A 23,178-nucleotide genomic window follows, 5' to 3' on the forward strand; every position below is an offset into this window, starting at 1 on the left:
TAACCCTACGGTCAACAGCTACTTCCGGTGGGTACCGGGGCCCGGCTCGTGGCCGGACCCCGGTACCTCCCAGGTCATCTGGAGCGAGGGGAAAGAAGAGGCGGGACGAGCCCTACTTCTTCTGCTCCCACTCGCCGGCGTTCCACAGGACACCGTTGTAGGACTGCATGTACACGCGGTCGATGCCCTTGAACGCCCACATGCTCGGCGTCTGGAACAGCGGGAGCGTCGCGTACTTGTCCGCGATGGCCTTGTCGGCCGCCTGGTAGCTCTGCAGCTTGACCTGCTCGTCCGTCGCCTTCACCGCGGCGTTGAACGCGTCGTCGATCTTCGGGTCGCACAGGTTCTGGTAGTTCTGGTCGCCACCCTTGTCCGGGCAGACGTAGATCGACCGCGACTGCGACTTGAACGGAGCCGACGACCAGCCGAACAGCGCGATGTCGTAGTCACCGGTCGAGACGCGGCCACCCTTGAGGAAGTTGGCGTCGGTCTCGTCCTTGACCTCGATACCGGCCGCCTTGGCCTGCGAGATGATGATCTCGACGGTCTGGCTGCGGCGGGCGTTCTGGTTGTGCGTGATCTTGAACGAAGCCCGCTGGCCGCCCTTGGCGAAGATGCCGTCGGCACCCTTCGTCCAGCCCGCGTCGGTCAGCGTCTTCGCCGCCGCCTCGGCACCCAGGCCGGCTTTGCTGCCGTACAGGTCGGTGTAGCCCTCTTCACCCTGGAAGAACACGATCGAGTTCAGCGGGGCCGCGTCGGCCTGGACTTCCTTCAGCAGCTTGTCGGTGATCGCCTTGCGGTCGACGACCTCGAAGAACGCCTTGCGGAGCGCGTCGTCCTTGAACATGCGGTTGAACTGCAGGTCAAGGTGCTCGTAGGTCAGCTGCGGGGCCGAACCGTAGATGACGCCCTGGGCCGCGAGGCCCTTCATCGTGTTGGCCGCGGTGGCGTCCGGCTGGGTCGACGCCGCGACGTCGATCTCACCGTTCTGCAGCGCGGTCGCCATGGCCTTGGTGTCTTCCATGGCGCGGACCACGATCTTGGCCGGGCCGCCCTTGCCGCCCGCCCAGTTCGGGTTCTTCACGAGCGTGACGGACTTCTGGTTGGCGTCGAACGCGTCGATCATGTACGGCCCGGAAGCCGGCATGAGGGCCTTGTCGAAGCCCTTCCACTTGTTCGTCCAGAAGTCGCCGGCCTTGGACAGCAGGGCCGGGTCGCCGGTCGGCGCCAGCTTGGTGATGTCCGGGATGCCGGTCTGCTTCTCGAGGATGTGCGCCGGGAGGATCGAGACGCCGGAGAACAGGCCCTTGTAGTCGAGGTACGGCTCGCTGTAGTCCGTCTCGAAGGTCAGGTTGTCCTTGCAGGTGGCGGTCTTGATCTTGTCGTAACCCGTGGTCGAAGCGGCGTTGAACGGGTTCTTGCCGTCCGTGCCCTTCGCCTGGCCGCTCTGCGACAGCCAGTTCAGGTACAGGTCCTTGCAGTCGAAGGCCTCGTTGTCCGACCACTTGAGGTTCGGCCGGATCTTGTAGGTGACGACCTGCGGGTCCTTGGAGGTCACGTCGACCGAGTCGAACATGTCCTTGTTGAGCAGGATCTTGTTGTTGCCGTCGAGGACGAAGGAGTCTTCGAGGACGGCGGTCAAGATGTAGGTGTTGTACGAGCTGTTGGTGTCCGGGGTGTTGTTGTTGTACCCGGAGTACCCGTCGTCGATCCCGACCGTGACCGTGCCGTCCCAGCCCTTGACGTCCGCGAGCTTGAACGTGTCACCCTGCTCGGCCTTGCCGACCGCCATCGCCTTGACGTCGGTCGACGACCCGTTCTGGTCGGTGCTGCCCGAGCCCGAGTCGCCGCCGCTGCAGGCGCTCAGCAGCAGCGAGGCGCCTGCGACGAGCGACAAGGCGGAGACTGCTTTGGTTCTCCTCATGAAGTGTGCCCTCCTAGCACTGAGTCCTTGAATTGTGACAAGGACCCACACCGCTCCGGTTTGGTGCCGGAGCCTACGACACGCCAAGCGACACTCAACTGGCGCACTGCGGGAGCACGCTAGAAAGGAAAAGCACCGACAGTCACCAGTTCAGGGTCGATCGTGACCAAAGGGTGACTTCCAGCCGACATCCAGAAATACGACGGTTACCTCACGGATTCACGGGGTCCCACTCGAAGGCGTGCGTCAAGATCACCCGGTAGTACTGAATGCGTAGCCGAGCGATTACTTCGGGCCGCGAGTCCAGTTCACGGCGGACCCGAACGGGCCCACCATCGGTGGACCCGGCGTTACGCCGGAGATGCCCGAACCGATCGCCAGGGTGTCAGCCGATTGGAACAGCGGAATCACCACGTTCTGCCGCCAAAGTTCAGGCTCAAGGGTGGTGAGCGCTTCGGCGATCGGCGTCGATCCGGACAGCGCCGCGTCGATCGAGGGCTGCAGCGCCGGATCGCAGAACCCCGCCGAGTTGCCCGGAACGACGGGTTTCGTCCGGTCGGCGCCGGCGGCGGTCTGCTCGGGACGGCAGCCGAAGGTCGACGCGAGCACCGACGCCGTGTCGCCGCCGACCGCCTGCGGCACGACCGCGATGTCGACCCCGACGTTGCCCGCCGAGTCGCCGGTCGGCTGCTGGACCCCGGAGACGACCGGCATCGCGAGCAGGCCGCTGAACAGGTCGCGCGGCTGGGGCGTGATCGCGTTGACCTCGACACCCTGCGCGGCCAGCTGGCTGGTCAGCTCCTTGGCGATCGTCGCGTACGGCTCCTGGGTGCCCGGCGAGGCGATGACCAGCGAGAGCGCCTTGCCGTTCTTGCGCCAGGTGCCCGCGGTCTTGGTGTAGCCGGCCGCCTTCAGCGACTGCTCGGCCTTCGCGACGTCGGGCGCGGTGGGCGGGCCGGGCGGGATGGTCGCCGCGTAGCCCTTCACCGACGGCGCGGTCACCTGCGCGTCGGCGTGCAGCTGCGACGACGGGCCGCCGTTGACGCCTTCGGTGATCAGCTTGGCCCGGTCGATCAGCGCGGCGATCCCGGCCCGTAACTGGGCGTCCTGCAGGGTGGCGCTGACCGGGCGCAGCAGCACGTCGGCCACCAGCGGCCGGGCCACGGTGTGCAGCTGCACGGCCGGGCCGAGCTCGCCGAGCAGCTTGAGCTCGTCGCCGGTCGTCCTGGCCAGCGCGAACTGGTCGTTGCCGCTGCGCAGCGCGGCGAGCAGCGTGTTCTGGTCCGAGCGGCGCAGCACGATCCGGTCGATCGCGGCGGGCTTTTCCCAGTAGCGCTCGTTGCGCTCGAGGATGACTTCGCCGCGGGCGGTGTCGAGGCTCTTGATCGAGAACGGGCCGGCGACGGCCGGGAAGTTCGAGGCCAGCGCCCCGCGCCAGCCGTCGGGCGCGTCCTTCAGCAGGTGGGCGGGCAGCAGGTCGGAGAAGAGCGTCTGCCAGCCGGGGTACGGCTTGGTGAAGGTGACCTCGACGCGCTTGCCGCCTTCGCGTGACTGCAGGTCGGTGATCTGCCGGTAGCCGGCGGGCTCGATCACGCCGGGCTGGTCGCGCATCTGGGTGCGCAGGTAGTCGAAGTCCTCGGCGGCGATGGGCGCGCCGTCGGACCAGGACGCGTCCGGCCGGATCTCGTAGGCGACCACGAACGGCTGCTGCGAGACGACCTCGGCGGACTTCATCAGGTTCTTGTCGAGCTGGGTGCTGCCGTCGTCCTTCTGGCGGAACACCGACGGCAGGAGCAGCTGCGACAGCGCCGAGGTGACCTGCGAGGAGTCGGCGAGGTTGTGCGGGTTGTACCCGCCCAGCACGTCGTCGACCCCGACGACGATCTGCGACGGCGTCTTCCCGGTGGTCGAGGCGGGCGGCACCGACGACGACACCACCGGTGGCGGCGGGGTATTCGAGCAGGCGGTGACCAGCACGGTCGCGAGCGCCAGCACCGGCACCGCCTTGCGATTCACCCGCACGCCCCGTTCCTCCCCAGATTCCGCCGATCGGGTCAGCCATGCTCCCACGACCGCGTCCGCGGCCGGAACCGAGATTCCCACACCCGGATCGGCCGGGTCCGGCACCCCTGGGTGCCGCTATGGGAAAGGACGCGCGGAGCACCGTCCGGGTTCCCGGACCGTTCCGGAACGGCGGAACGAACACGCGCCGGACACGGTGCGGGATTCACGCGGTGGTGCACACCAGCGATCGACCCCTATAAAGATATAAGGAGAAGAACGGCGGAATTCGTGACGTCCCGTCGGTCTATTCTCCACCCAGGGTGACGGATGGGCAACGAAAAAACCTCCCGGTGGGGAACACCGGGAGGTTTTTGCGCTATTCGACGGTCAGGCGTTGTCGCGGCTCTTCGCGCGCGAACGCTCCTTCGCGCGGGTATTGACGTCCAAAGTCACCTTCCGGACGCGGACCACGTCGGGCGCGACCTCGACGCACTCGTCGACCGAGCAGAACTCCAGCGCCTCTTCGAGCCCCATCTTGCGCGGGCGGGCCAGGGTCTCCATCACGTCGGCGGAGGACTGACGCATGTTGGTCAGCTTCTTCTCCTTGGTGATGTTGATGTCGAGGTCCTCGAAGCGCGGGTTCTCGCCGACGACCATGCCCTCGTACACCTCGGCGCCCGGCTCGACGAAGAACGTGCCGCGGTCGGCCAGCTGGATCATCGCGTACGCGGTGACCGGGCCGGTCCGGTCGGCGACCAGGGAGCCGCTGTGGCGGGTGCGGATCTCGCCCGCCCACGGGAAGTAGCCCTCGAACACGTGGTTCGCGATGCCGGTGCCGCGGGTCTCGGTGAGGAAGTCGGTGCGGAAGCTGATCAGGCCGCGCGACGGGAGCACGTACTCCAGCTTGATCCGGCCGGTGCCGTTGCCGCTCATGTCCTCCATGCGGCCCTTGCGGGCGGCCAGGAGCTGGGTGATCGCGCCGAGGTGCTCCTCCGGCGAGTCGATGTAGAGGCGCTCGAACGGCTCGTGCAGCTTGCCGTCGATCGTGCGCAGGACGACCTGCGGCTTGCCGACGGTCAGCTCGAAGCCCTCGCGGCGCATCTGCTCGACGAGGATGGCCAGCGCCAGCTCGCCGCGGCCCTGGACCTCCCAGGTGTCGGGGCGCTCGGTCGGCAGGACGCGGATGCTGACGTTACCGATCAGCTCCTGGTCGAGCCGGGCCTTGACCAGCCGCGCGGTGACCTTGTCGCCGCCGTTGCGCCCCGCCAGCGGCGAGGTGTTGACGCCGATGGTCATCGAGATCGCGGGCTCGTCGACGGTGATCCGGGGCAGCGCGACCGGGTTGTCGACGTCGGCGAGGGTGTCGCCGATCGTGATGTCCGGGATGCCGGCGATGGCGACGAGCTCGCCCGCGCTGGCCTCGGTCGCCGGGACGCGGGTGAGCGCCTCGGTGACCAGCAGCTCGGAGATGCGGACGTTCTGCGTCGTGCCGTCTTCGCGCATCCAGGCCACGGTCTGGCCCTTGCGCAGCTTGCCGGCGTGGATGCGGATCAGCGCGATGCGGCCGAGGAAGTTGGACGCGTCGAGGTTGGTGACCAGCGCCTGCAGCGGCGCGTCGAGGTCGGCGGCCGGCGGCGGCACGTGCCGCAGCAGCGTGTCGAACAGCGGGTCGAGGTTCTCGCTCTCGGGGATCTCGCCGTCGGCGGGCTGCTCCAGGCTCGCCTTGCCGGCGCGCGCGGAGGCGTAGACGACCGGGAGGTCGAGGATCGCGTCGTGGTCGGCGTCCTCGATGTCGCTGGCCAGCTCGAGCAGCAGGTCGTGGGTCTCCTCGACGACCTCGGCGATCCGGGCGTCCGGGCGGTCGGTCTTGTTGACCAGCAGGATCACCGGCAAGCCGGCTTCGAGAGTCTTGCGCAGCACGAAGCGGGTCTGCGGGAGCGGGCCCTCGGACGCGTCGACCAGCAGGACGACGCCGTCGACCATGGCCAGGCCGCGCTCGACCTCGCCGCCGAAGTCGGCGTGGCCGGGGGTGTCGATGACGTTGATCGTCACCTGGCCCTCGGGCGTCTGGCGGTGGATCGAGGTGTTCTTCGCGAGGATCGTGATGCCCTTTTCGCGCTCCAGCTCCCCCGAGTCCATCACGCGGTCGACGACCTCGGCGCGCTCGGCGAAGGCGCCGGACTGGCGCAGCATCGCGTCCACGAGGGTGGTCTTGCCGTGGTCGACGTGGGCGACGATCGCGACGTTGCGCAGGTCGGGCCGGGTCTTACCGGTCGGCCGGCCGGTTTCGACGGTAGCGCTGGCTGCGGGCACGCGAGAACTCCTGAACTTCAAAGGTTGGATGGCCGCGCAAGCCGTTCAGGCTGTGTTTCACCCGAAAAGCACCACGTGACCGGCTCTGGTCACACGCGGACCTCACCCAGGATACCTGCCACCCCTCTGTGAGCGGCCCCACGCCCCCCTGGCGGTTAGGCTGACCTAACGTGGATACCCGGTGAACGACGCCGATCCGGAAGGTGCGTGCGCGTGGGCAAGAAGCCGAAGGACCCGCGGAAGGTCGTGCGCAAGCTCATGAAGGCCGGCAAGGTCAAGAAGAAGTGCTGCCGGTCCAAGCCGCGCTGCAAGAAGTGCCCGGTATTGGCTCTGAAGAAGGCGAAAGAGGACCTGGCCGCCGCTTAGCTCAGTGCGGCACGGCCTCGTTGATCTGCCGCAGTTCGGGTGCGGTCTTCGTCGGTGAGAACTCGATGACCTCGTACTGCGCGAGGTGCTTCACGCAGAACGGGTCGGACGCCAGGATCGCGTCCAGCTTCCCGCGGGACATCGGCCGCGTGATGATCACGCCGCCGGTGCGCGGGTTCCGCCGCCCGGACGCCAGGAAGTGGCCGTGCTCGTACTGCTTGTTCAGCCACTCGGCGTGGTCCGGGAGCGCGTAGTCGATTTCCTCGATCGGTGCCGTGTAGTTCAGCAGGACGACATACATGCCTATGACCGTAACTCCGCTCGCGCGCTCGCGCGTCCGGACGATGCGAAGTGGTGACGCACCCGGCTATAGTCGGCGACATGCACGCGCAGACGTCCAGCTGGTGGCCGCCCTCGGCGGCCGATCCAGTCCTGCGCTGATCACCAGCGGCCGCCCCGGACGGGCGGCCTTTTTCGTGCCTTCTCCGGGGCGGCCCCACCTCGGAAAGGTTCCCCGATGAGCAAGCTGTCCGGCATCACGCCCTCCGGCCACGTCCACCTCGGCAACTACCTCGGCGCGGTCCGCCGCTGGGCCCTCGAGGGCGGCGCGGACGACCTGTACTTCGTCGCCGACCTGCACGGCATGACGACACCGCACAACCCGGCGAAACTCCGATCACTGGCCCGCGAGCAGCTGGCGGTGCTGATCGCCGCCGGCATCGATCCCGAGCGGGTGTTCGTCCAGTCCGACCTGGCCCGCGAGCTCGGCGCGCTGACCTGGGTCCTGGAGTGCACCTGCAACTACGGCGAGGCCGCGCGGATGATCCAGTTCAAGGAGAAGTCCAAGGGACAGGCCGGCGTCCGGCTGTCGCTGCTGACGTACCCGGCGCTGATGGCCGCCGACATCCTGCTGCAGGGCGCGGCCGAGGTGCCGGTCGGCGAGGACCAGCGGCAGCACGTCGAGCTGACGCGCACGCTGGCCAAGCGCTTCAACGGCACGTACGGCGACGTGTTCACGATCCCCCGCGCGGTGCTCCCGCCGGCGGGCGCGCGAGTGAAGGACCTCGCCGACCCGACGCGCAAGATGTCGAAGTCGGCGCGGGACGCGGTGGGCGTGGTGTTCGCGCTCGACGAGCCCGACCAGATCCGCCGCAAGATCCGCCGCGCGGTCACCGACGGCGGTTCGGTGCCGGTCCACGAGCCGGAGACCCGGCCGGGAATGGCGAACCTGCTGGAGATCCTGGCCGCGTGCCGCGGTGGTGCGCCGGCCGACCTGGCTGCGGAGTTCTCGTCCTATGGGGCGGTGAAGGACGCCGTCGCCGACGCCGTGATCGAGGAACTGCGGCCGCTGCGCTCACGGGCGTCGGAGCTGCTCGACGACGTCGCGGAGCTGGACCGGGTCCGCAAGGCGGGCGCGGAGCGGGCCCGGGAGCGCGGCGCCCACCGGCTCGACGCGGCGCTGCGGATGATCGGGGCTAACTGAGGAGCGCGCGCAGGGCCGGGAGCAGGATCCGGTCGGCGGGCAGCCAGTCGACGTCGTCGAGGTCGTCGGGCCCGAGCCACCGCACGGCGGTGTGCTCGACGGCCCGCGGCTCCTCGCCGGGCGAAACGAGCTTCGCGGCGTAGATGCGGAGGACCTTTTCGCCGGGCAGCGGGACGTCTTCCCCGACACGCTCGCCGACCTCGATGACGACGTCGAGCTCCTCGCTGCACTCGCGGGCCAGTGCGAAAGCTTCGGACTCGCCCTCTTCGACCCGGCCACCGGGCAGTTCCCACTGCCCGGTGTGCTTCGGCGGCCAGGCCCGCTGCTGGGCGAGCAGCTTGCCGTCCCGCACCAGGGCGGCACCCACGATCACACCGTTCACAGCCCCGGAATCTACCCGGAAGCCCCGCCGCCGGCCGTTTCGGCGATGGCTCCCGGCGCCGCGGCCACCGGGCACAGCCCCACCCACCGGGCACAGCCCCACCCACCGGGCACAGCCCCACCCACCGGGCACAGCCCCACCCACCGGGCACAGCCCCACCCACCGAGCACAGCCCGCCCGCCCTGGGGGCCCGCCCCGCTCCAGCGTATCGAGGCGGTCCGACGAAACCCGCCCGAAGTTCGCCACCCGCATCCGGCTGTCCACATCACGGCCGGGCTGTGGACAGACCGCAGGGCCCTCAGCCGGGCTCCCCCGCAGCCACTCGCCAGACGACCACGAACCGCGCGCCGCCGTCCGGGGACTCGCCCACCTGGACGCGGCCGCCTCGGCGGCGGACCGTCTCCGCCACCATCGCCAGCCCCAATCCCGTCCCGCCCGACGAGCGCGCCCGGTCGTCGGCGATCCGGTAGAACCGGTCGAACACCTTCTCGCGGTGCTCCGGCGCGATGCCCGGCCCGTCGTCGTCCACCACCACCCGCACCGACGAGCGCGACGCCAGCACCGACACCACGATCTCCCCGCGCGCGTAGCGGCACGCGTTGCGCAGCAGGTTGTCCAGCACCAGCTCGACTTCGCCGTGCGCGGCCGACGCCCACGCCTGCGCGACCGCGTTGCTCACCCGCGTCTGCGGCGCCCCCGCCGGCAGCCGCGCCACCGCCGCTCGCACTTCGCTCACCAGCTCCACCGGCGAAGCGGCAGGCACCTCCCCCGCGTCCGACCGGGCCAGCGACAACAGCCCGTCCAGCAGCGAAGACAGCCGTTCGGCCTCGGTCAGGATGTCCGACAGCGTCTCCTGGGCCAGCTCGGGATCCGGGTTGGTCACCGCGACCTCGGCCTGCACCCGGATCGACGCGACCGGCGACCGCAGCTCGTGCGCCGCGTCGCCGGTGAAGCGCCGGAGCCGGTCGCTCGCCTGCTCTTGGCGCTCCAGCAGGGCGTTGAACTCCTCGGCCAGCGCGCGCAGCTCGTCGTGCGAGTCCGGCAGCGCCAGCCTCGCCCCCGGCGGCAGCGCGCGCACCGAACCCCGCATGCGCGCGACCGGGCGCAGTGCCAGCCGCACGACCAGCCACGTCGCGAACCCGGCGACCAGCGCCCCGACCGACGCGACGACCACCAGCCACACCCCGCCGTAGTGCACCGCCGCGGAGAACCCGACCAGCCCGGCCCCGGCCACGACCAGCCGCTGCGACCCGTCGGGCGCGCTGACGACCGTGCCCAGATAGCGCGCGCCGTCGCGCTGGACCGGTTGCCCGGCCTTCAGCGTCGAGACGTCCGGCGACGCGAGGCCGGTGGGCGTGCCGCCGTCGACCGGCGTGCCCGCGATGTCGAGCACCCGCAGGGTCACCGGCGCCGCGCCGGACAGCGGGCGCCCGGCGCTCACGTCGGCACCGGCCGGGCCGAGCGCGGCCGAGAGCTCGCGGTCGACCGAGCCGATGAGCAGCGGGGAGAGGTTCGACGCGGCCAGCGCGGCCAGCCCGAGCAGGCAGGCCAGGGTGATCGTCCCGGCCAGCAGCGTGATCCGGACCTGCAGGGACCGGCCCCGCCACCAGGAGTTCACGGGGTGATGACCTCGTCGAGCTGCGCGTCGGAGGCCAGGTAGCCGTGCCCGCGCACGGTCCGCAGCAGCGCACCGGCGCCGACGGCGTCCAGCTTGCGTCGCACGTACCCGACGTAGACCTCGACGAGGTTGCGCGTCACCGCCTGCTCCTCGCCCCAGACCGCGCGCAGCAGTTCGTCCTTCGTGACGACCGTGCCGGCGCGGCCGACGAGCACTTCCAGCAACGCGAACTCGCGCGGGCTGAGCCCGACCTCTTCGCCGTTCCAGTGCACCTGCCGCAGCCCGCGGTCGACCTCCAGCGCGCCCAGCCGCAGCGTGCCGCGGCCCGCTTCCGGCCCGGCGCGGCGCAGGGTCGCGCGGACCTGCGCGACCAGCACGACGAAGGAGAACGGCTTCACGAGGTAACCGTCGGCACCGAGGTCGAGGCCGTCGGCCTGGTCGATCTCGCCGTCCTTGGCCGAGACGAGCAGCACCGGCGTCATGACGCCGTCCTTGCGCAGGCGTTCCAGCACGCGGTAGCCGGACAGGCCCGGCAGCATGATGTCGAGCAGGATGACGTCGAACGAGCCCGTGCTCGCCAGCTGCAGCCCGGTGGGGCCGTCCGCGGCGGTGACCACGTCCATGTCCTCCGCGCGCAGCCCGCGCTGCAGTGCTTTCCGCACGCCCGGTTCGTCGTCGACCACCAGCACCCGAGGTTTCACGAGGTTCATCATGGCCGGTTTCCGCAGGTCGTGCGTCAGCTCTCAGCACGATCTCAGCCGGAGGGGGAGAACCTTCAGGGGTATCTCAGTCTCGAGAGGGAAGCGTCGGTGCCGGGAAGCCGGGCACACTCGAGCCCGGGAACACCACAGGGAGAGACGCATGAAACCGAAGACGAAGGGCATCACCGCCGCGGTCGTCGGCACCGCGCTCGGCGCGGGCGGGCTCGCGTTCGTCGCGATGCCGGCCAGCGCCGACGACAAGCCGGCGCTGCCCCAGGTGAGCGCCGAGGACCTGGTGCAGTCCGTGTTGAAGGCGAAGCCGGGCGCGTTCGACGGCACGGTGAAGATCAGCAACGACCTGGGGTTGCCGTCGGTGGGGAACGCGCTGCCGGGGGCGTCGGCGCTGAACATCGACTCGGCGCACATCTTCAGCGACGGCGCCGGCAAGAGCCGCCTGGCCGCCACGCAGGGCGCGAGCCAGGAGACCGTGGTCCACGACGGCACGACCGTCTGGGACTACAGCTCCCGGACGAACACCGCGACGAAGGTGACCATCCCGGCCGACGTGGCCAAGCAGAAGGGCGCGGGCAGCGAGAAGCTGGCCGACCCGGTCGCGGCGTCCACCGAACTGCTCGCGAAGGTCCGCGAGAGCAGCACGGTGTCGGTCGACGGCACCGCGACCGTCGCCGACCGCCCGGCCTACGAGCTGGTCCTGACGCCGAAGCCGAGCGAGCGGACGCTGCTGCGCGAGATCCGCGTCGCGGTCGACTCGCAGACGCGGATGCCGCTGCGGGTGTCGGTGCTGAGCAACGGCACGTCGACGCCGGCGCTCGAGGTCGCGTTCAGCGAGATCGAGTTCACGCAGCAGCCGGCCGACCTCTTCACCTTCACCCCGCCGAAGGGCGCGAAGGTGCAGGAGAAGACGCCGACGATCGACCAGGAGCACAAGGACCTGGCCGAGCAGGCCAAGCAGGACACCAAGATCGTCGGCGACGGCTGGGACACCGTCGTCACCGGCAAGGTCCCGGCGGACGCGCTGAACGCGGCGCCGAAGCAGCAGTCCGGCCGCGAGGGCCGGGCCGGCAACGCCGACCCGAAGGCGCTGCTCGAGCGGTTCGCCAAGAAGGTCAGCGGCGCCTGGGGCAGCGGCTACCTCGTCACCACGAAGGTGGGCAGCGCGGTGCTGACCGACGACGGCCGCTTCGCCGCCGGCGCGGTGCCGGAGCAGGTCCTGTACGAAGCGCTGGGTCAGAAGTGACCAGCACGGCCATCCAGTCCGGGGCGGACGTCTCTTCGGAGGCGTCCGCCCCGGCGGTCCCGCTGGCCGCGCGCACGCGGGGGTTGCGCAAGGTCTACGGCAGCACGGTCGCGGTCGACCACGTCGACCTCGACATCCCGGAGGGCGCGGTCGTCGGGATGCTCGGGCCGAACGGCTCGGGCAAGACGACCACCATCCGGATGCTGCTCGGCCTGGTCCGGCCGACCGAGGGCGAGGTCGAGCTGCTCGGCCGTCCGATGCCGGACGCCGCGGCGCACGCGCTGCCGGACGTCGGCGCGCTGGTCGAGGGGCCGGGTTTCCACCCGTTCCTGTCCGGGCGCGACAACCTGCTTCGGTTCGCCGCGGCGGAACCGCGGCTGACGTCGGCCGGGATCCCGGCGGCGGTGGACGCCGCGCTGGAGCGCGTCGGGCTGACCGGCGCGGCGCGGCGCCGCTACAAGGGTTACTCGCTCGGCATGAAGCAGCGGCTCGGACTCGCGTCGGCGTTGCTCGTGCCGCGGAAGATGGTCGTGCTCGACGAGCCGACCAACGGCCTCGATCCTGCGGGTACCAGGGAGATCCGCAGGATCGTCGCCGAGCTGCACGCCGCCGGCGTCACGGTGCTGGTGTCGTCGCACCTGCTGGCCGAGGTGGAGGCGACGTGCACGCACGTGGCCGTGCTGCAGGCGGGCAACGTCGTCGCGCAGGGCGAACTGGCCGAGCTGCTGGAGTCCGGCAACGCGGCGCTGCTGGTCCGCACGCCGGACGCGGAGCAGGCCGTGGAAGTGCTGCGGGAGCACCGGATCGGCGTCCGGCTCACCCCGGACGGCGTCCGCGCGGACCTGACGGCGACCGAGGCTCCGCGCGTGCTGCAGGTCCTGGTGGGCGCGGGGGTCGCGGTCCACGAGGCGACGCGGGCCCGCACCGGGCTGGAAGACCTGTTCGCGCGGCTGACGGAGGGGGCGGAATGACGGCGGTCCTGGAGGTACCGGCGGCCCGCACGGGCCACGACACGGTGCCGTTGCCGCGGCTGCTGGCCGCGGAGCTGCGCTGGATCTTCCGGCGGCCGCGCACGCTGGCCGTGCTCGGGCTGCTGGCGCTGATCCCGATCGTCATCGGCATCGGCCTGACGCTGGTGAGCGGGCAGCCCGACGCCGGAGGCCCGAACCCCGACGGCGCGCTGCTGGCGTCGGCGGTGAACAACGCGTTCGTGCTGCCGATCGCGGCGATCGTGATGTCCCTGGCGTTGCTGCTGCCCTTGGCGTCGGCGATGGCGGGCGCGGACGCGATCGCGGGCGAGACGGCCCACGGCACCTTGCGCGGCTGGCTGATCGCGCCGGTCGGCCGGGGCCGCCTGCTGGCGGTCAAGGCGTTCGGCGTCGCGACGGTGTCGGTGGTCTCGGTGCTGGCGATGTGCGTGACGGGCGTGGTGACCGGCCTGATCATCAACGGGACGGACTCGCTGTTCACGTTGTCGGGCACGACGTTGTCCGTGGGCGGCGCGCTGGCCCGCATCCTGCTGGTGGCGGGCTGGGTGGTGCTGCAGCTGTGGGCGGTCGGCGCGGTGGCGCTGGCGATCTCCAGCTGGACGGAGCACCCGATGCTGGTGGTGGCGTCGGTACTGGCGGCCGACATCGTGTTCACGATCCTGGGGTTCTTGACGTCGCTGGACTGGCTGCACCCGTTCCTGCTGACGCAGAACTGGTCGCTGGCCCCGGCGGAGGTGCTGCAGGACCCGATGGGCGGCCAGCTGCTGGGCGAGGGGGCGCTGCGGGCGGCTTGCTACATCGTGATCGGGCTGTCCCTGGCGTACGCCCGACTGTCCACTCGCGACGGCTGAAGTTCGCCGGGCTCCCCGGGCCGGGCGCGGACCTGGCCCGGGGGAACCTCGTCCGGCGTCAAGCTCCAGCGCCCGGCCGTTCGGTCGTACCGCGGACGAACCAGGCGACGCCGAACGCGAAGATCGCGATCGTCTCCAGCCACAGCACCGGATTCACCGACCCGAGCCGGTTGTCGCCGACCAACCCGGCGATCACGATGAGCAGCAGCGCCAAGACGATCACGGAACCGCACGCGATGTACAGCTTTCCGCGCCAGTCGCCCGCCGGTTGTTGCGGGCTGCCAGGCGGAATTTCGGGCCGGCGCGGGAAGAGCCACAGGCAGAAGACCGCCAGCGCCAGAAAGAAACACGCAGCGGCCGTGGCGTGCACTCCCGCCAGCAGCTTGTCCGTCCCGTTGTAATTCGCCGGAGGCGTGGTCGGGAAGAGCGCGACGACGATCGCCGCGATCCCCGCGAAGGTGCTGAGCCAGTCGCCGGTCCTGGTGTAGCCGCGGTAGGACAACAGGAAAACCCCGACCGCGCACAGGCTTCCGACGAAGACGCCCCGCAGGTCGCTGTAGTAGTAGCCGCTGATCGAGGCGAGCAGGCCACCGCCCCAGATGAGCCACTTCCCGAGCATCAGCACCCACGGCAAGGCGATTCCGATGATGCCGATCGCCTTGCGCAGGAATCGGTAGGAGTGCACCATGCGTGCGTCACCGTTGACCATGACCATGACCAGCTCCTCGGGCCGTCGTCGCTTTGTGCACGACGTAAGTCGCGCGGCCCGACGCCGCGAATACGATGGACACCGAAACGTTACGCAGCTGCGTTTCGCGCCGTGTCCTCGGCTAGCCCACCAGCGCTACGCCATCCGGGTCGAACTCCAGCTTCACCGCGTCCCCGGCCCGCAGGTCGGACGCCGCCGGCGCCACCGCGTCCACAGTGGACTCAGCCAGGCGCACCACCAGCCGCACGTGTTCGCGCCGGTGCACCGCCGCGGTGACCTCGCCCGGCACGCCCTCGGAAGCCACCCGTAGCGCGTGCGGCCGCAACCCCAGCCGCACTGGGCCGTCGGTCACCTCCGGCAAGCCGACGTCGCCCAAGGGCGTCTGCACCAGCCCGCCGGCCGCGACACCCGCGACGAACGTCGTCACCCCCAGGAACCGGGCCACGTCGTCGTCCGCCGGGTTGCGCCACACCCTGCGGACCGCGCCCTCCTGGCGCACTTCGCCCGCGTCCAGCACCGCCACCCGGTCGGCCAGCGTGAACGCCTCCTCCTGGTCGTGCGTCACCAGCAACGCCGTGATCTTGCTGCGGCGCAACAGGTCCGCCAGGTCGATCGCCAGCTGCTCGCGCAGGCCGGCGTCCAAACCGGACAGTGGCTCGTCGAGCAGCAGCAGCCGCGGCTCCGGTGCCAGCGCACGAGCCAGCGCGACCCGCTGGGCCTGCCCGCCGGACAGCTCCGTCACCCGCCGTCGTTCGAAACCCGAGAGACCCACCAGCTCCAGCAGCTCCGCCACGCGCGGCGCCCACGAAGCCCGCGGCACCCCGTGCATCCGCAGGCCGAACGCGATGTTCGCCGCCACGTCGCGGTGACCGAACAGCTGGCCGTCCTGGAACACCAGCCCGAAGCCGCGCCGGTGGACCGGCACCGCGCCGAGGTCGTCGCCGTCCCAGCTCACGCTGCCGCGCGCCGACGGCTCCAGCCCGGTGATCGCGCGCAGCAGCGTCGACTTCCCCGAGCCCGACGGGCCGAGCAGCGCCAGCACCTCGCCGTCGGCGATGTCCAGCCGGACGTCGCGGACCGCCGCGAAGTCTCCGTAGTGGACGGTCAGGTCCCGCACCGACAGCGCCATCAGAACTCTCCCACCCGGCCGCGCCCGAGCCGGTCGATCAGCGCGACCGCCAGCACCGTCACGAGCATCAGCAGCGCGCACGCGGCGTACGCCATCTGGTTGTTCAGCTCCCCCGGGCGTCCCAGCAGGGAAGCGATCGCGACCGGCAGCGTCGGCGCCGTCGGCCGGGCGAGGAAGCTCGTCGCGCCGAACTCGCCGAGCGCGACGACGAACCCGAAGCCCGCGGCCGCGACCAGCGGCCGCAGCGTCAGCGGCAGGTCGATCTCCCGCCACACCCGCAGCGGGCTCGCCCCCAGCGTCGACGCGGCCTGCCGCGACCGGACGTCGACCGAGCGCAGCACCGGCAGCACCATCCGCACGATCAGCGGGATGATCACCAGCGCCTGGGCCAGTGGCACGAGGTAGGGCGACGTCCGGAGGTCGCCGGGCAGCGCGTCGAGCGTCACCAGGTAGCCGAACCCGACCGTCACCGCGGACACGCCGAGCGGCAGCATCAGGACGGCGTCCATGGTCTCGCCCAGCCCACGCGCGGCTTTCGCGGGCGAGCGCCGCAGCGCCACCAGCACCACGGACGCGAGCACGCCGACGACCATCGCGAGCAGCGTCGCGTCGATCGCCACCTTCAGCGAGTTCACCGCCGCGTCCCAGCCGGACACCTGCAGCGTGCCCTTCTCACCGGTGCCGGCCAGCGCCCGATAACCGGCGAAGCTCCAACCGTCCGGAGTGGACACCGACTCGGCGAGCAGCGCGACGATCGGCGTCACCAGCAACGCCAGGACGACCCCCGCGGCGCCGACGACCCACCACTCGCCGCCCCGCGGCCGCCGCGGCCCGCCGGAACCGATCCGGGCACCGTCCTTGCGCCGCCGCGCCAGCCCGCCGAGCACCAGCGCGGCGACGACGGCGGCGAACTGGATCAGGGACAGCGCCGCCGCGCCCGACAGGTCCAGCAGGTCGACCGTCCGCAGGTAGATCTCGGTTTCCAGGGTCCGGTAGCGCGCGCCGCCGAGGATCAGGACGACGCCGAAACTGGTGGCGCAGAACAGGAACACCACGGCCGCGGCGGAGGCGATCGCGGGCGCCAGCGCGGGCAGCGTCACCGAACGGAACGCACGCCACGGTGACGCGCCCAGCGCGCGGGCGGCGTCGGTCGTCCGCGAATCGAGCCGGGTCCACAGCCCGGCGACGGTCCGCGCGACGACGGCGACGTTGAAGAACGCGTTGGCCAGCACGATCGGCAGTACGCCGCCGTCCGGCCAGAGGGCCCGGAACGCCAGGCCGACGACGACGGTCGGCAGCACGAACGGCACCAGCACGAGCGTCCGCGCGAGGCCGGCGCCGGGCAGCCGCACCCGCGCGAGCAGGAACGCGACCGGCAGCCCGGCCAGCACCGCGACCACCGTCGACGCCGCCGCGCTCGCGACGGTGAACCCGGCCAGCTGCCAGGTCCGCGCGTCGCCGAGGACGACGTCCAGGCCGCCCGCGGCGAACCCGCGGCCGACGATCGCCAGCACCGGCCAGGCGAAGAACACCACCAGGAACCCGATCGGGGCCAGCCCGAGCAGTGCCAGGCCCAGGCCACGCGCGGTCCGGGGCGGGGCTACGACTGGCGTTTTTCGGGGGCTCCGGGTGGCGGAGCCCCCGGCCCGGGGCGGAGCCCCGGATGTCACTGCTGCACGAGCGTGCGCCATTCGCCGATCCACTTCTCGCGCCCGGCCTGCACCTGGTCCGCCGTGAGCGACTGCGGCTTCTGCGGCAGCGGCGCGACCTGCGCCCAGCCCGCGGGCAGGTCGACACCCTGGCGCGCCGGGTAGACGTACATGTTCGCCGCGACCGTCGCCTGGAACTGCTGCGACAGCAGGAAGTCGACGACCTTGCGCGCGCTTTCGGCCTGCTTGCCGTTCGCCAGCACGCCGGCGTACTCGACCTGCCGGTAGCAGGTGTCGAGCAGTGCCTTGGTGCGCGGCTTGCCGTCGTCGCCCACCTCGGCGGCGGGCGAAGAGGCGTACGAGACGACGATCGGGCGCGGCCCCTTGCCGGACGAGCCGGAGAAGTCCTTGGTGTAGGCCTCTTCCCAGCCGCTGACGACCTTGACCCCGTTCGCCTTCAGCTTCGCCCAGTAGTCCTTCCAGCCGGCTTCGCCGTACTTCGCGATGGTGCCGAGGAGGAACGCCAGCCCGGGCGACGCCGTCGCCGGGTCCTCGGCGACCAGCAGGTCCTTGTACTTCGGGTCGGCGAGGTCGTCGTAGGACTCCGGCGCCGGGATGCCCTTGCTCGTGAAGTAGTTCGTGTCGACGTTGACGCAGACGTCGCCGACGTCGACCGCGGACAGCCGGTGCTCGGGGTCGACGGCGTAGCGCTGCGGCCCGCGGTCGGCCTCCGGGCTGGTGTAGGGCTCGAAGACGCCTTCGGAGAGCGCGCGCGAGGCGAAGGTCGAGTCGACGCCGTACGCGACGTCGCCGATCGGGTTGGCCTTGGTCAGCACGAGCTTGTTGGTCAGCGAACCGGCGTCGCCCTGCTTGAGCACCGAGATCTTGATGCCCGACTGCTTCTGGAAGGCGTCGAGCACCTCCTGCGGCGCCAGGAAGGAGTCGTGCGTCACGAGGGTGACGGTGGGCGTCTGCTGCGTGCCACCGTCACCGTCCGACAGTGAGCACCCCGCGGCGACGACGCTGACGACGGCGACGGCCGTCGCGGCGCGAACAGCCCTGCGTTTCATCTACCCCTCCTGCACTTCGCCGGACGAGGAGGGAAAGCCCTCCCTTCGCCGGCATGATCCGGTCAGGTGCGAACGGTCGCGGGTGACCCGCCTCTCAGCCCGGCTGACCGGACTCCCGTGGCAACCGTGCAGCGTAGTCCAGGACGTACGACCATGGAGACATGACGGAAATCTTGAGCGACGCCGAGGCCGACGAACGGCTGGGCGCCGGCTGGACGCGGGCCGGCGCGGTGATCTCGCGCGAGGCGGAGCTGGCGAGCTTCCCGCAGGCGATCGAGGTGGTGGACCGCGTCGCGGTGCTGGCCGAAGCGGCCGACCACCACCCGGACATCGACATCCGCTGGCGCACGCTGACGTTCCGGCTCTCGACCCATTCGGCGGGCGGCCTGACGGAGAAGGACTTCGCCCTCGCGGCGCAGATCGACGCGGTGCTCGACTCGATGTGACGTCGGTAACTCTGGGTGCACTTTTTCGCGGTTTCGGCGTCTCTCGGTAAACGGCACTGCTATGGAGGGATGGCATGACCCAGGCGATCGTGGTCGGGACGGCGGCATTCGCGACGATGGTGGCGGCGGCGGGCGGAGTGCTCTGGTTCACCGCACGGGGACGTCGTCACCCGGATGCCGGTGAATTCGATCACAGCCGCTAACGAAGGGCATGATCAGCGCGCTGAGCAGGCGGAAGCATCGGTTTCGGCCCTAGGAAACGCCATGAACAGCACCGCCCCCACGCCCGCCCAGCGCGCCTGGATCAACGCACTCGCCCCCGCGGTCGTGCTGATCGCGATCGCGTTGCTGGGCCTCTTCGGCTGAGCCGGTCGCCGGCCTGGCTCCCGGGCCAGGCCGCGCCGCTCAGTAGCGCGGCATGTTCGGGATCGCCTTTTCGGCCACTTCGATGAGCGCCAGCACCTTCGGCACGTCGGCCGCGACGTCCTCGGCGGTCATCGACGGAGCCTCCGAAGATCGGTAGGCGACCTCGTTGCGCCGGGCTCGCATCCGGTTGAAGGGCCGCAGGACGTGTCCCAGCGGCGGGTCCAGCTGGGCGAGTACCGCCTCGTAGACGGTCACGTGCCCACCCCGGCTCGTCACCCGCAGGCCCTGGTTCTGCAGGACGGCCGCCAGCGCCCGGCGCGCGCTGTCGTAGGCCAGCGTGTACGCGCCTTCGGGGTCGGTGTCCTGCAGCTGCCGCGCCGAAGCGAGGTGGGTGCGGGCCCGGACCAGCTCGGCCTCGGCGGCCTCCCGCGACGCCGGAACGTGCTCGATGGCGCCGCGCGCGATGAAGGCGTCGATCCGTTCGCGCCCTTGGTTCCACTGGGGCATCAGGACTCCTGCTCGAGGTTCAGCCGAGCCAGCGGACGTTCGCGAACGCTGGTGAGGAACGGATCCGCCGTGTCCGCCGCCCACGACTCGGGCGAAATCCGGTGCACGTTGACCTCGCGGCCCAGCCGTCGCGACACGCTCTCGGCCAGGTCGAAGAGCTCGTCCGGATCGGGCGAACCGACGACGAGGACATCGACGTCACCAGGCGGCGGCCCCGGTTCGCCGCTGTAGCGCGCGGCCCAGGACCCGTAGATGTAGGCCTCGCGGACGCCCGCCAGCCCGGAGAGGACCTCGGCGAGCAGGGACATCGGCCCGAACGTGACCGCGATGACGTCGCTCAGCGGGCGGTAGAGCGGGGTGTCGGTACGGGCTTTGACGAGCCGGCTCCGGCCCACCCGCCGGTCGGCCAGGATGCCGCCGCCGACCAGCCGCTCGACTTCGCGCAGCACGGCCGTGGGCGTGACACCGCAAGCCTCGGCGAGTTCGGTGATGCTGTACTCGCGCTCCGGGTGCAGCAGGACCAGCGCGAGCAGCTCACCCTGCATTCGCGACCGCAGCAGGGGCAGCAAGCTCGGCGAAGCTTTCATTGGACGCAGTATATCCTGCGCCCAATGAAAGTAACAACCAGTAGTTGAGGGTTCTCAGACGTTGAAGCGGAACTCGACCACGTCGCCGTCGGCCATGACGTAGTCCTTGCCCTCCATGCGGACCTTGCCCGCCGCCCGGGCCGCCGCCATCGAGCCCGCCTCCATCAGGTCGTCGTAGGAGACGATCTCCGCCTTGATGAAGCCGCGTTCGAAGTCCGTGTGGATAACGCCCGCCGCCTGGGGGGCCGTGGCGCCCTGGGGGATCGTCCAGGCGCGGGACTCCTTCGGGCCCGCCGTCAGGTACGTCTGCAGGCCGAGGGTGTGGAAGCCCGCGCGGGCGAGGGCGTACAGGCCCGGCTCCGGCTGGCCGACCGACTCGAGCAGCTCGCGCACCGACTCCTCGTCGTCCAGCTCCAGCAGCTCCGCCTCGACCTTCGCGTCGAGGAACACCGCGTCCGCCGGCGCGACCAGCTTCGTCAGCTCCTCGCGGCGGGCCTCGTCGGTGAGCACCGACTCGTCGGCGTTGAAGACGTACAGGAACGGCTTCGTGGTGAGCAGGCTCAGCTCGCGCAGCGCGTCGAAGTCGACTTCCTTCTGCGCCTGGAAGAGCGTGCGCCCGGCGTCGAGGATCTCCTTCGCCTTCTGGGCGTTGTCGAGCGCGGGCTTGTTCTCCTTCTTCGTCCGCGCTTCCTTCTCCAGCCGCGGCAGCGCTTTGTCGAGGGTCTGCAGGTCGGCGAGGATCAGCTCGGTGTTGATCGTCTCGATGTCGCTCGACGGGTCGATCCGGCCGTCGACGTGCACCACGTCGGGGTCGTCGAACACGCGGATGACCTGGCAGATCGCGTTGGCCTCACGGATGTTCGCGAGGAACTTGTTGCCCAGCCCGGCACCCTCGGAGGCGCCCTTCACGATGCCCGCGATGTCCACAAAGGACACCACGGCCGGGACCGTCTTCTCCGACTTGTACAGCTCGGCCAGCTTGTCCAGCCGGGGGTCCGGCAGCGGCACGACGCCGACGTTCGGCTCGATCGTCGCGAACGGGTAGTTCGCGGCGAGCACGTCGTTGCGGGTCAGCGCGTTGAACAGGGTGGACTTGCCGACGTTGGGCAGGCCGACGATACCGAGGGTGAGGCTCACGACCCCGCAGTCTACGTGGCTGTTCCGCTCGAGCCCCACGCACCCAACGCGGCGTCGGATTTCCGCCAGCGACCGCGCTGACCTGCTGGCATGCTCGAATCCATGGTCACATCGACGGAAGCACCGGCGCTCTGGCGCGACGCCGAGCGCTGCTACCGCGTGGTCACCGCCCGCGACTCGCGCTTCGACGGCCAGTTCATCATGGCGGTCCGCACCACCGGCATCTACTGCCGTCCGTCGTGCCCGGCGTCGACGCCGAAGGAGCGGAACGTCCGGTTCTTCCCGACGTCGGCGGCCGCGCAGGCCAACGGGTTCCGCGCGTGCCGCCGCTGCCTGCCCGACGCGGTGCCGGGCTCGCCGGACTGGAACGTGCGCGCCGACCTCGCCGCGCGGGCGATGCGACTGATCTCCGACGGGACGGTGGAGCGCGAAGGCGTCCCGGGCCTGGCGCGGCGGCTCGGCTATTCGGAACGTCAGCTCGGCCGGGTGCTCACCGCCGAGCTGGGTGCGGGCCCGCTCGCCCTGGCCCGGGCGCACCGCGCGCACTCGGCCCGGCTGCTGATCGAGATGTCGGGGCTGCCGCTGACGGACGTCGCGTTCGCGGCGGGCTTCTCCAGCGTGCGGCAGTTCAACGAGACGATCCGCGAGGTGTTCGCGACGACGCCGTCGCAGCTTCGCGCCTTCGCCGCGTCACGACGCCGGCACGACGTGAGCGGAACCCGGCTCAGCCTCCGGCTGCCGTTCAGACCGCCCTTCGACGCGGCTGGGTTGCTTCGGTTCTTCGCGGCGCACGCGCTGCCGGGGGTCGAAGAGGTGACGTCGACGTTCTACGCGCGGACGCTGCGGCTCGCGCACGGCACCGGGGTCGTCCGGCTGACGCCGTCGGCCGACCACGTGCGGTGCGAGCTGAGCCTCACCGACCTGCGCGACCTGGGCAGCGCGGTCAGCCGCGTGCGCCGGCTGCTGGACCTGGACGCCGACCCGGCGGCGGTGGCGCGGGTCCTCGGCGCCGACCCGGCGCTGGCCCCGGTGGTGGCGGCCGTGCCGGGGATCCGGGTACCGGGCACGGTCGACGGCGAGGAGCTGCTGCTCCGGGCGGTGTCCGACGTTCAGTTGCCGGCCGGTGAGGAGGTCCCGGGCGAGTGGGGCGTGACGCGGCTGTTCCCGACGGCGGCGCAGATCGCCGCGACGGGCCACCCGGTGGCCGAGGCGCTGGCCTCCGGACGGCTGGACGTGCACGTCGGCCGGGACGCGGCCGAGCTGCGCGCGGAGTTGCTGGCGTGCCCGGGGATCGACGCGTCGACGGCGGACTACGTGCTGATGCGAGTCCTCGGCGCACCGGACGTCCTGCTGACCGCCGACCCCACGGTCCGGCGCGGCGCGGAGGCGCTGGGCATCGTGGCGGACTCGCTGCCGGAACGGGCGCGCGCCTGGACCCCGTGGTGCTCCTACGCCGGGATGTACCTCCGTCAAGCCGTTCGCTAGCCCTGCTCGCCTTGCCAGAGCAGCGCCTGCGCCACGATCACCTGTTGCCGTCGAACGTCGCCGCCGGGGAGCCGTGGAGCCGGTAGCCCAGCTCGAGCGCCTCGCTGACCCGGTGGCAGAACTTCGCGTCGTCCGGGCCGGTCAGCAGGCGGTAGCGGGGCAGGCCGTTCGGCGGTTGGTCCGTCATGGCTTCATCTTGTCCGA

General features: G+C 71.0%; 23 protein-coding genes and 1 riboswitch. Of the genes, 8 read left to right on the top strand and 15 right to left on the bottom strand.

Annotation, left to right across the window (positions count from 1 at the left end; all coding sequences use genetic code 11):
- Positions 1-112: 112 nt before the first annotated feature.
- From AB0J40_RS16655 to typA, 3 genes are all read right to left on the bottom strand, one after another.
- Positions 113-1,924, bottom strand: coding sequence for an ABC transporter family substrate-binding protein (locus AB0J40_RS16655; RefSeq protein ID WP_364453298.1), 1,812 nt, complete (start codon positions 1,922-1,924; stop codon positions 113-115).
- 285 nt (positions 1,925-2,209) lie between these two features.
- Positions 2,210-3,946, bottom strand: coding sequence for an ABC transporter family substrate-binding protein (locus AB0J40_RS16660; protein WP_364453300.1), 1,737 nt, complete (start codon positions 3,944-3,946; stop codon positions 2,210-2,212).
- A 369-nt stretch (positions 3,947-4,315) separates the two neighbouring features.
- Entirely contained in the window at positions 4,316-6,241 is a 1,926-nt protein-coding gene (gene typA / locus AB0J40_RS16665; protein WP_364453303.1) for a translational GTPase TypA, read from the bottom strand.
- Between the two features lie 213 nt (positions 6,242-6,454).
- Here typA and AB0J40_RS16670 point away from each other — a divergent pair, with 213 nt between their 5' ends.
- Positions 6,455-6,607, top strand: a complete 153-nt coding sequence (locus AB0J40_RS16670; RefSeq protein ID WP_199198933.1) for a hypothetical protein — start codon at positions 6,455-6,457, stop codon at positions 6,605-6,607.
- A 1-nt stretch (position 6,608) separates the two neighbouring features.
- Here the strand turns inward: AB0J40_RS16670 and AB0J40_RS16675 are convergent, their stop codons facing one another.
- Positions 6,609-6,908, bottom strand: a complete 300-nt coding sequence (locus AB0J40_RS16675; protein WP_361096019.1) for a YciI family protein — start codon at positions 6,906-6,908, stop codon at positions 6,609-6,611.
- Between the two features lie 216 nt (positions 6,909-7,124).
- Between AB0J40_RS16675 and trpS the strand changes: the two genes are divergently transcribed.
- The gene (gene trpS / locus AB0J40_RS16680; protein WP_364453306.1) at positions 7,125-8,090 is read left to right on the top strand and encodes a tryptophan--tRNA ligase; all 966 of its coding nucleotides are present in this window, start codon (positions 7,125-7,127) and stop codon (positions 8,088-8,090) included.
- Here the strand turns inward: trpS and AB0J40_RS16685 are convergent.
- From AB0J40_RS16685 to AB0J40_RS16695, 3 genes are all read right to left on the bottom strand, one after another.
- Positions 8,083-8,472 (bottom strand): NUDIX domain-containing protein, encoded by a 390-nt coding sequence (locus AB0J40_RS16685; protein ID WP_364453308.1) that lies wholly within the window; start codon positions 8,470-8,472, stop codon positions 8,083-8,085. The two genes, trpS and AB0J40_RS16685, sit on opposite strands and share 8 nt — an antisense overlap.
- Positions 8,473-8,770: 298 nt before the next feature.
- Complete coding sequence (locus AB0J40_RS16690; RefSeq protein WP_364453311.1) at positions 8,771-10,090, bottom strand: HAMP domain-containing sensor histidine kinase; 1,320 nt, start codon at positions 10,088-10,090, stop codon at positions 8,771-8,773.
- Positions 10,087-10,803, bottom strand: coding sequence for a response regulator transcription factor (locus AB0J40_RS16695; protein WP_285476454.1), 717 nt, complete (start codon positions 10,801-10,803; stop codon positions 10,087-10,089). Before AB0J40_RS16695 ends, AB0J40_RS16690 begins: the two co-directional genes overlap by 4 nt.
- Positions 10,804-10,951: 148 nt before the next feature.
- On the opposite strand from AB0J40_RS16695, the gene AB0J40_RS16700 reads away from it, so the two are divergent.
- The 3 genes from AB0J40_RS16700 to AB0J40_RS16710 are packed head-to-tail and all read left to right on the top strand — an operon-like array spanning position 10,952 to position 13,889.
- Positions 10,952-12,049 (top strand): outer membrane lipoprotein carrier protein LolA, encoded by a 1,098-nt coding sequence (locus tag AB0J40_RS16700; RefSeq protein ID WP_364453315.1) that lies wholly within the window; start codon positions 10,952-10,954, stop codon positions 12,047-12,049.
- Positions 12,046-13,020, top strand: coding sequence for an ABC transporter ATP-binding protein (locus AB0J40_RS16705; protein ID WP_364453317.1), 975 nt, complete (start codon positions 12,046-12,048; stop codon positions 13,018-13,020). Before AB0J40_RS16700 ends, AB0J40_RS16705 begins: the two co-directional genes overlap by 4 nt.
- Positions 13,017-13,889 carry an ABC transporter permease subunit gene (locus AB0J40_RS16710; RefSeq protein WP_364453320.1) on the top strand — a complete coding sequence of 291 codons (873 nt, stop codon included), beginning with the start codon at positions 13,017-13,019 and terminating at the stop codon, positions 13,887-13,889. Before AB0J40_RS16705 ends, AB0J40_RS16710 begins: the two co-directional genes overlap by 4 nt.
- Before the next feature lie 58 nt (positions 13,890-13,947).
- Here AB0J40_RS16710 and AB0J40_RS16715 read toward each other — a convergent pair whose 3' ends face one another.
- From AB0J40_RS16715 to AB0J40_RS16730, 4 genes are all read right to left on the bottom strand, one after another.
- A complete protein-coding gene (locus AB0J40_RS16715; protein ID WP_364453323.1) occupies positions 13,948-14,604 on the bottom strand; it encodes a DUF998 domain-containing protein in 657 nt (218 codons plus the stop codon).
- 115 nt (positions 14,605-14,719) lie between these two features.
- A complete protein-coding gene (locus AB0J40_RS16720) occupies positions 14,720-15,727 on the bottom strand; it encodes an ABC transporter ATP-binding protein (RefSeq protein WP_364453325.1) in 1,008 nt (335 codons plus the stop codon).
- A complete protein-coding gene (locus tag AB0J40_RS16725; RefSeq protein WP_364453698.1) occupies positions 15,727-17,283 on the bottom strand; it encodes an iron ABC transporter permease in 1,557 nt (518 codons plus the stop codon). The genes AB0J40_RS16720 and AB0J40_RS16725 overlap by 1 nt, the downstream gene beginning before the upstream one ends.
- A 110-nt stretch (positions 17,284-17,393) precedes the next feature.
- A complete protein-coding gene (locus AB0J40_RS16730; RefSeq protein WP_364453328.1) occupies positions 17,394-18,446 on the bottom strand; it encodes a thiamine ABC transporter substrate-binding protein in 1,053 nt (350 codons plus the stop codon).
- 22 nt (positions 18,447-18,468) lie between these two features.
- Positions 18,469-18,575, bottom strand: a riboswitch (TPP riboswitch).
- Between the two features lie 32 nt (positions 18,576-18,607).
- Between AB0J40_RS16730 and AB0J40_RS16735 the strand changes: the two genes are divergently transcribed.
- Entirely contained in the window at positions 18,608-18,892 is a 285-nt protein-coding gene (locus AB0J40_RS16735; RefSeq protein ID WP_364453331.1) for a 4a-hydroxytetrahydrobiopterin dehydratase, read from the top strand.
- Positions 18,893-18,966: 74 nt separating this feature from the next.
- The gene (locus tag AB0J40_RS16740) at positions 18,967-19,095 is read left to right on the top strand and encodes a hypothetical protein (RefSeq protein WP_364453334.1); all 129 of its coding nucleotides are present in this window, start codon (positions 18,967-18,969) and stop codon (positions 19,093-19,095) included.
- Positions 19,096-19,297: 202 nt separating this feature from the next.
- Here AB0J40_RS16740 and AB0J40_RS16745 read toward each other — a convergent pair whose 3' ends face one another.
- The 3 genes from AB0J40_RS16745 to ychF are packed head-to-tail and all read right to left on the bottom strand — an operon-like array spanning position 19,298 to position 21,489.
- On the bottom strand, positions 19,298-19,765 hold the full coding sequence (locus AB0J40_RS16745) for a hypothetical protein (RefSeq protein ID WP_364453337.1): 468 nt from the start codon (positions 19,763-19,765) through the stop codon (positions 19,298-19,300).
- Positions 19,765-20,352 (bottom strand): ArsR family transcriptional regulator, encoded by a 588-nt coding sequence (locus AB0J40_RS16750; protein WP_364453340.1) that lies wholly within the window; start codon positions 20,350-20,352, stop codon positions 19,765-19,767. The genes AB0J40_RS16745 and AB0J40_RS16750 overlap by 1 nt, the downstream gene beginning before the upstream one ends.
- A gap of 54 nt (positions 20,353-20,406) precedes the next feature.
- On the bottom strand, positions 20,407-21,489 hold the full coding sequence (gene ychF / locus AB0J40_RS16755) for a redox-regulated ATPase YchF (protein ID WP_364453342.1): 1,083 nt from the start codon (positions 21,487-21,489) through the stop codon (positions 20,407-20,409).
- A 102-nt stretch (positions 21,490-21,591) separates the two neighbouring features.
- Here ychF and AB0J40_RS16760 point away from each other — a divergent pair, with 102 nt between their 5' ends.
- Entirely contained in the window at positions 21,592-22,974 is a 1,383-nt protein-coding gene (locus AB0J40_RS16760) for an AlkA N-terminal domain-containing protein (RefSeq protein WP_364453344.1), read from the top strand.
- Positions 22,975-23,011: 37 nt separating this feature from the next.
- Here the strand turns inward: AB0J40_RS16760 and AB0J40_RS16765 are convergent, their stop codons facing one another.
- Positions 23,012-23,161, bottom strand: a complete 150-nt coding sequence (locus AB0J40_RS16765; protein ID WP_364453347.1) for a DUF1737 domain-containing protein — start codon at positions 23,159-23,161, stop codon at positions 23,012-23,014.
- Positions 23,162-23,178: the final 17 nt, after the last annotated feature.

Origin of the sequence: Amycolatopsis sp. NPDC049691, assembly GCF_040675005.1 — a bacterium.
Taxonomy (GTDB): domain Bacteria; phylum Actinomycetota; class Actinomycetes; order Mycobacteriales; family Pseudonocardiaceae; genus Amycolatopsis.

Coding starts and splice junctions, on each gene's coding strand:
- AB0J40_RS16710 (WP_364453320.1), top strand. CDS start 13,017: ATGACGGCGGTCCTGGAGGTACCGGCGGCCCGCACGGGCCACGACACG.
- AB0J40_RS16695 (WP_285476454.1), bottom strand. CDS start 10,803: ATGATGAACCTCGTGAAACCTCGGGTGCTGGTGGTCGACGACGAACCG.
- AB0J40_RS16745 (WP_364453337.1), bottom strand. CDS start 19,765: ATGCCCCAGTGGAACCAAGGGCGCGAACGGATCGACGCCTTCATCGCG.
- AB0J40_RS16700 (WP_364453315.1), top strand. CDS start 10,952: ATGAAACCGAAGACGAAGGGCATCACCGCCGCGGTCGTCGGCACCGCG.
- AB0J40_RS16760 (WP_364453344.1), top strand. CDS start 21,592: ATGGTCACATCGACGGAAGCACCGGCGCTCTGGCGCGACGCCGAGCGC.
- AB0J40_RS16730 (WP_364453328.1), bottom strand. CDS start 18,446: ATGAAACGCAGGGCTGTTCGCGCCGCGACGGCCGTCGCCGTCGTCAGC.
- AB0J40_RS16715 (WP_364453323.1), bottom strand. CDS start 14,604: ATGGTCATGGTCAACGGTGACGCACGCATGGTGCACTCCTACCGATTC.
- AB0J40_RS16740 (WP_364453334.1), top strand. CDS start 18,967: ATGACCCAGGCGATCGTGGTCGGGACGGCGGCATTCGCGACGATGGTG.
- trpS (WP_364453306.1), top strand. CDS start 7,125: ATGAGCAAGCTGTCCGGCATCACGCCCTCCGGCCACGTCCACCTCGGC.
- AB0J40_RS16765 (WP_364453347.1), bottom strand. CDS start 23,161: ATGACGGACCAACCGCCGAACGGCCTGCCCCGCTACCGCCTGCTGACC.
- AB0J40_RS16735 (WP_364453331.1), top strand. CDS start 18,608: ATGACGGAAATCTTGAGCGACGCCGAGGCCGACGAACGGCTGGGCGCC.
- AB0J40_RS16655 (WP_364453298.1), bottom strand. CDS start 1,924: ATGAGGAGAACCAAAGCAGTCTCCGCCTTGTCGCTCGTCGCAGGCGCC.
- AB0J40_RS16750 (WP_364453340.1), bottom strand. CDS start 20,352: ATGAAAGCTTCGCCGAGCTTGCTGCCCCTGCTGCGGTCGCGAATGCAG.
- AB0J40_RS16675 (WP_361096019.1), bottom strand. CDS start 6,908: ATGTATGTCGTCCTGCTGAACTACACGGCACCGATCGAGGAAATCGAC.
- AB0J40_RS16720 (WP_364453325.1), bottom strand. CDS start 15,727: ATGGCGCTGTCGGTGCGGGACCTGACCGTCCACTACGGAGACTTCGCG.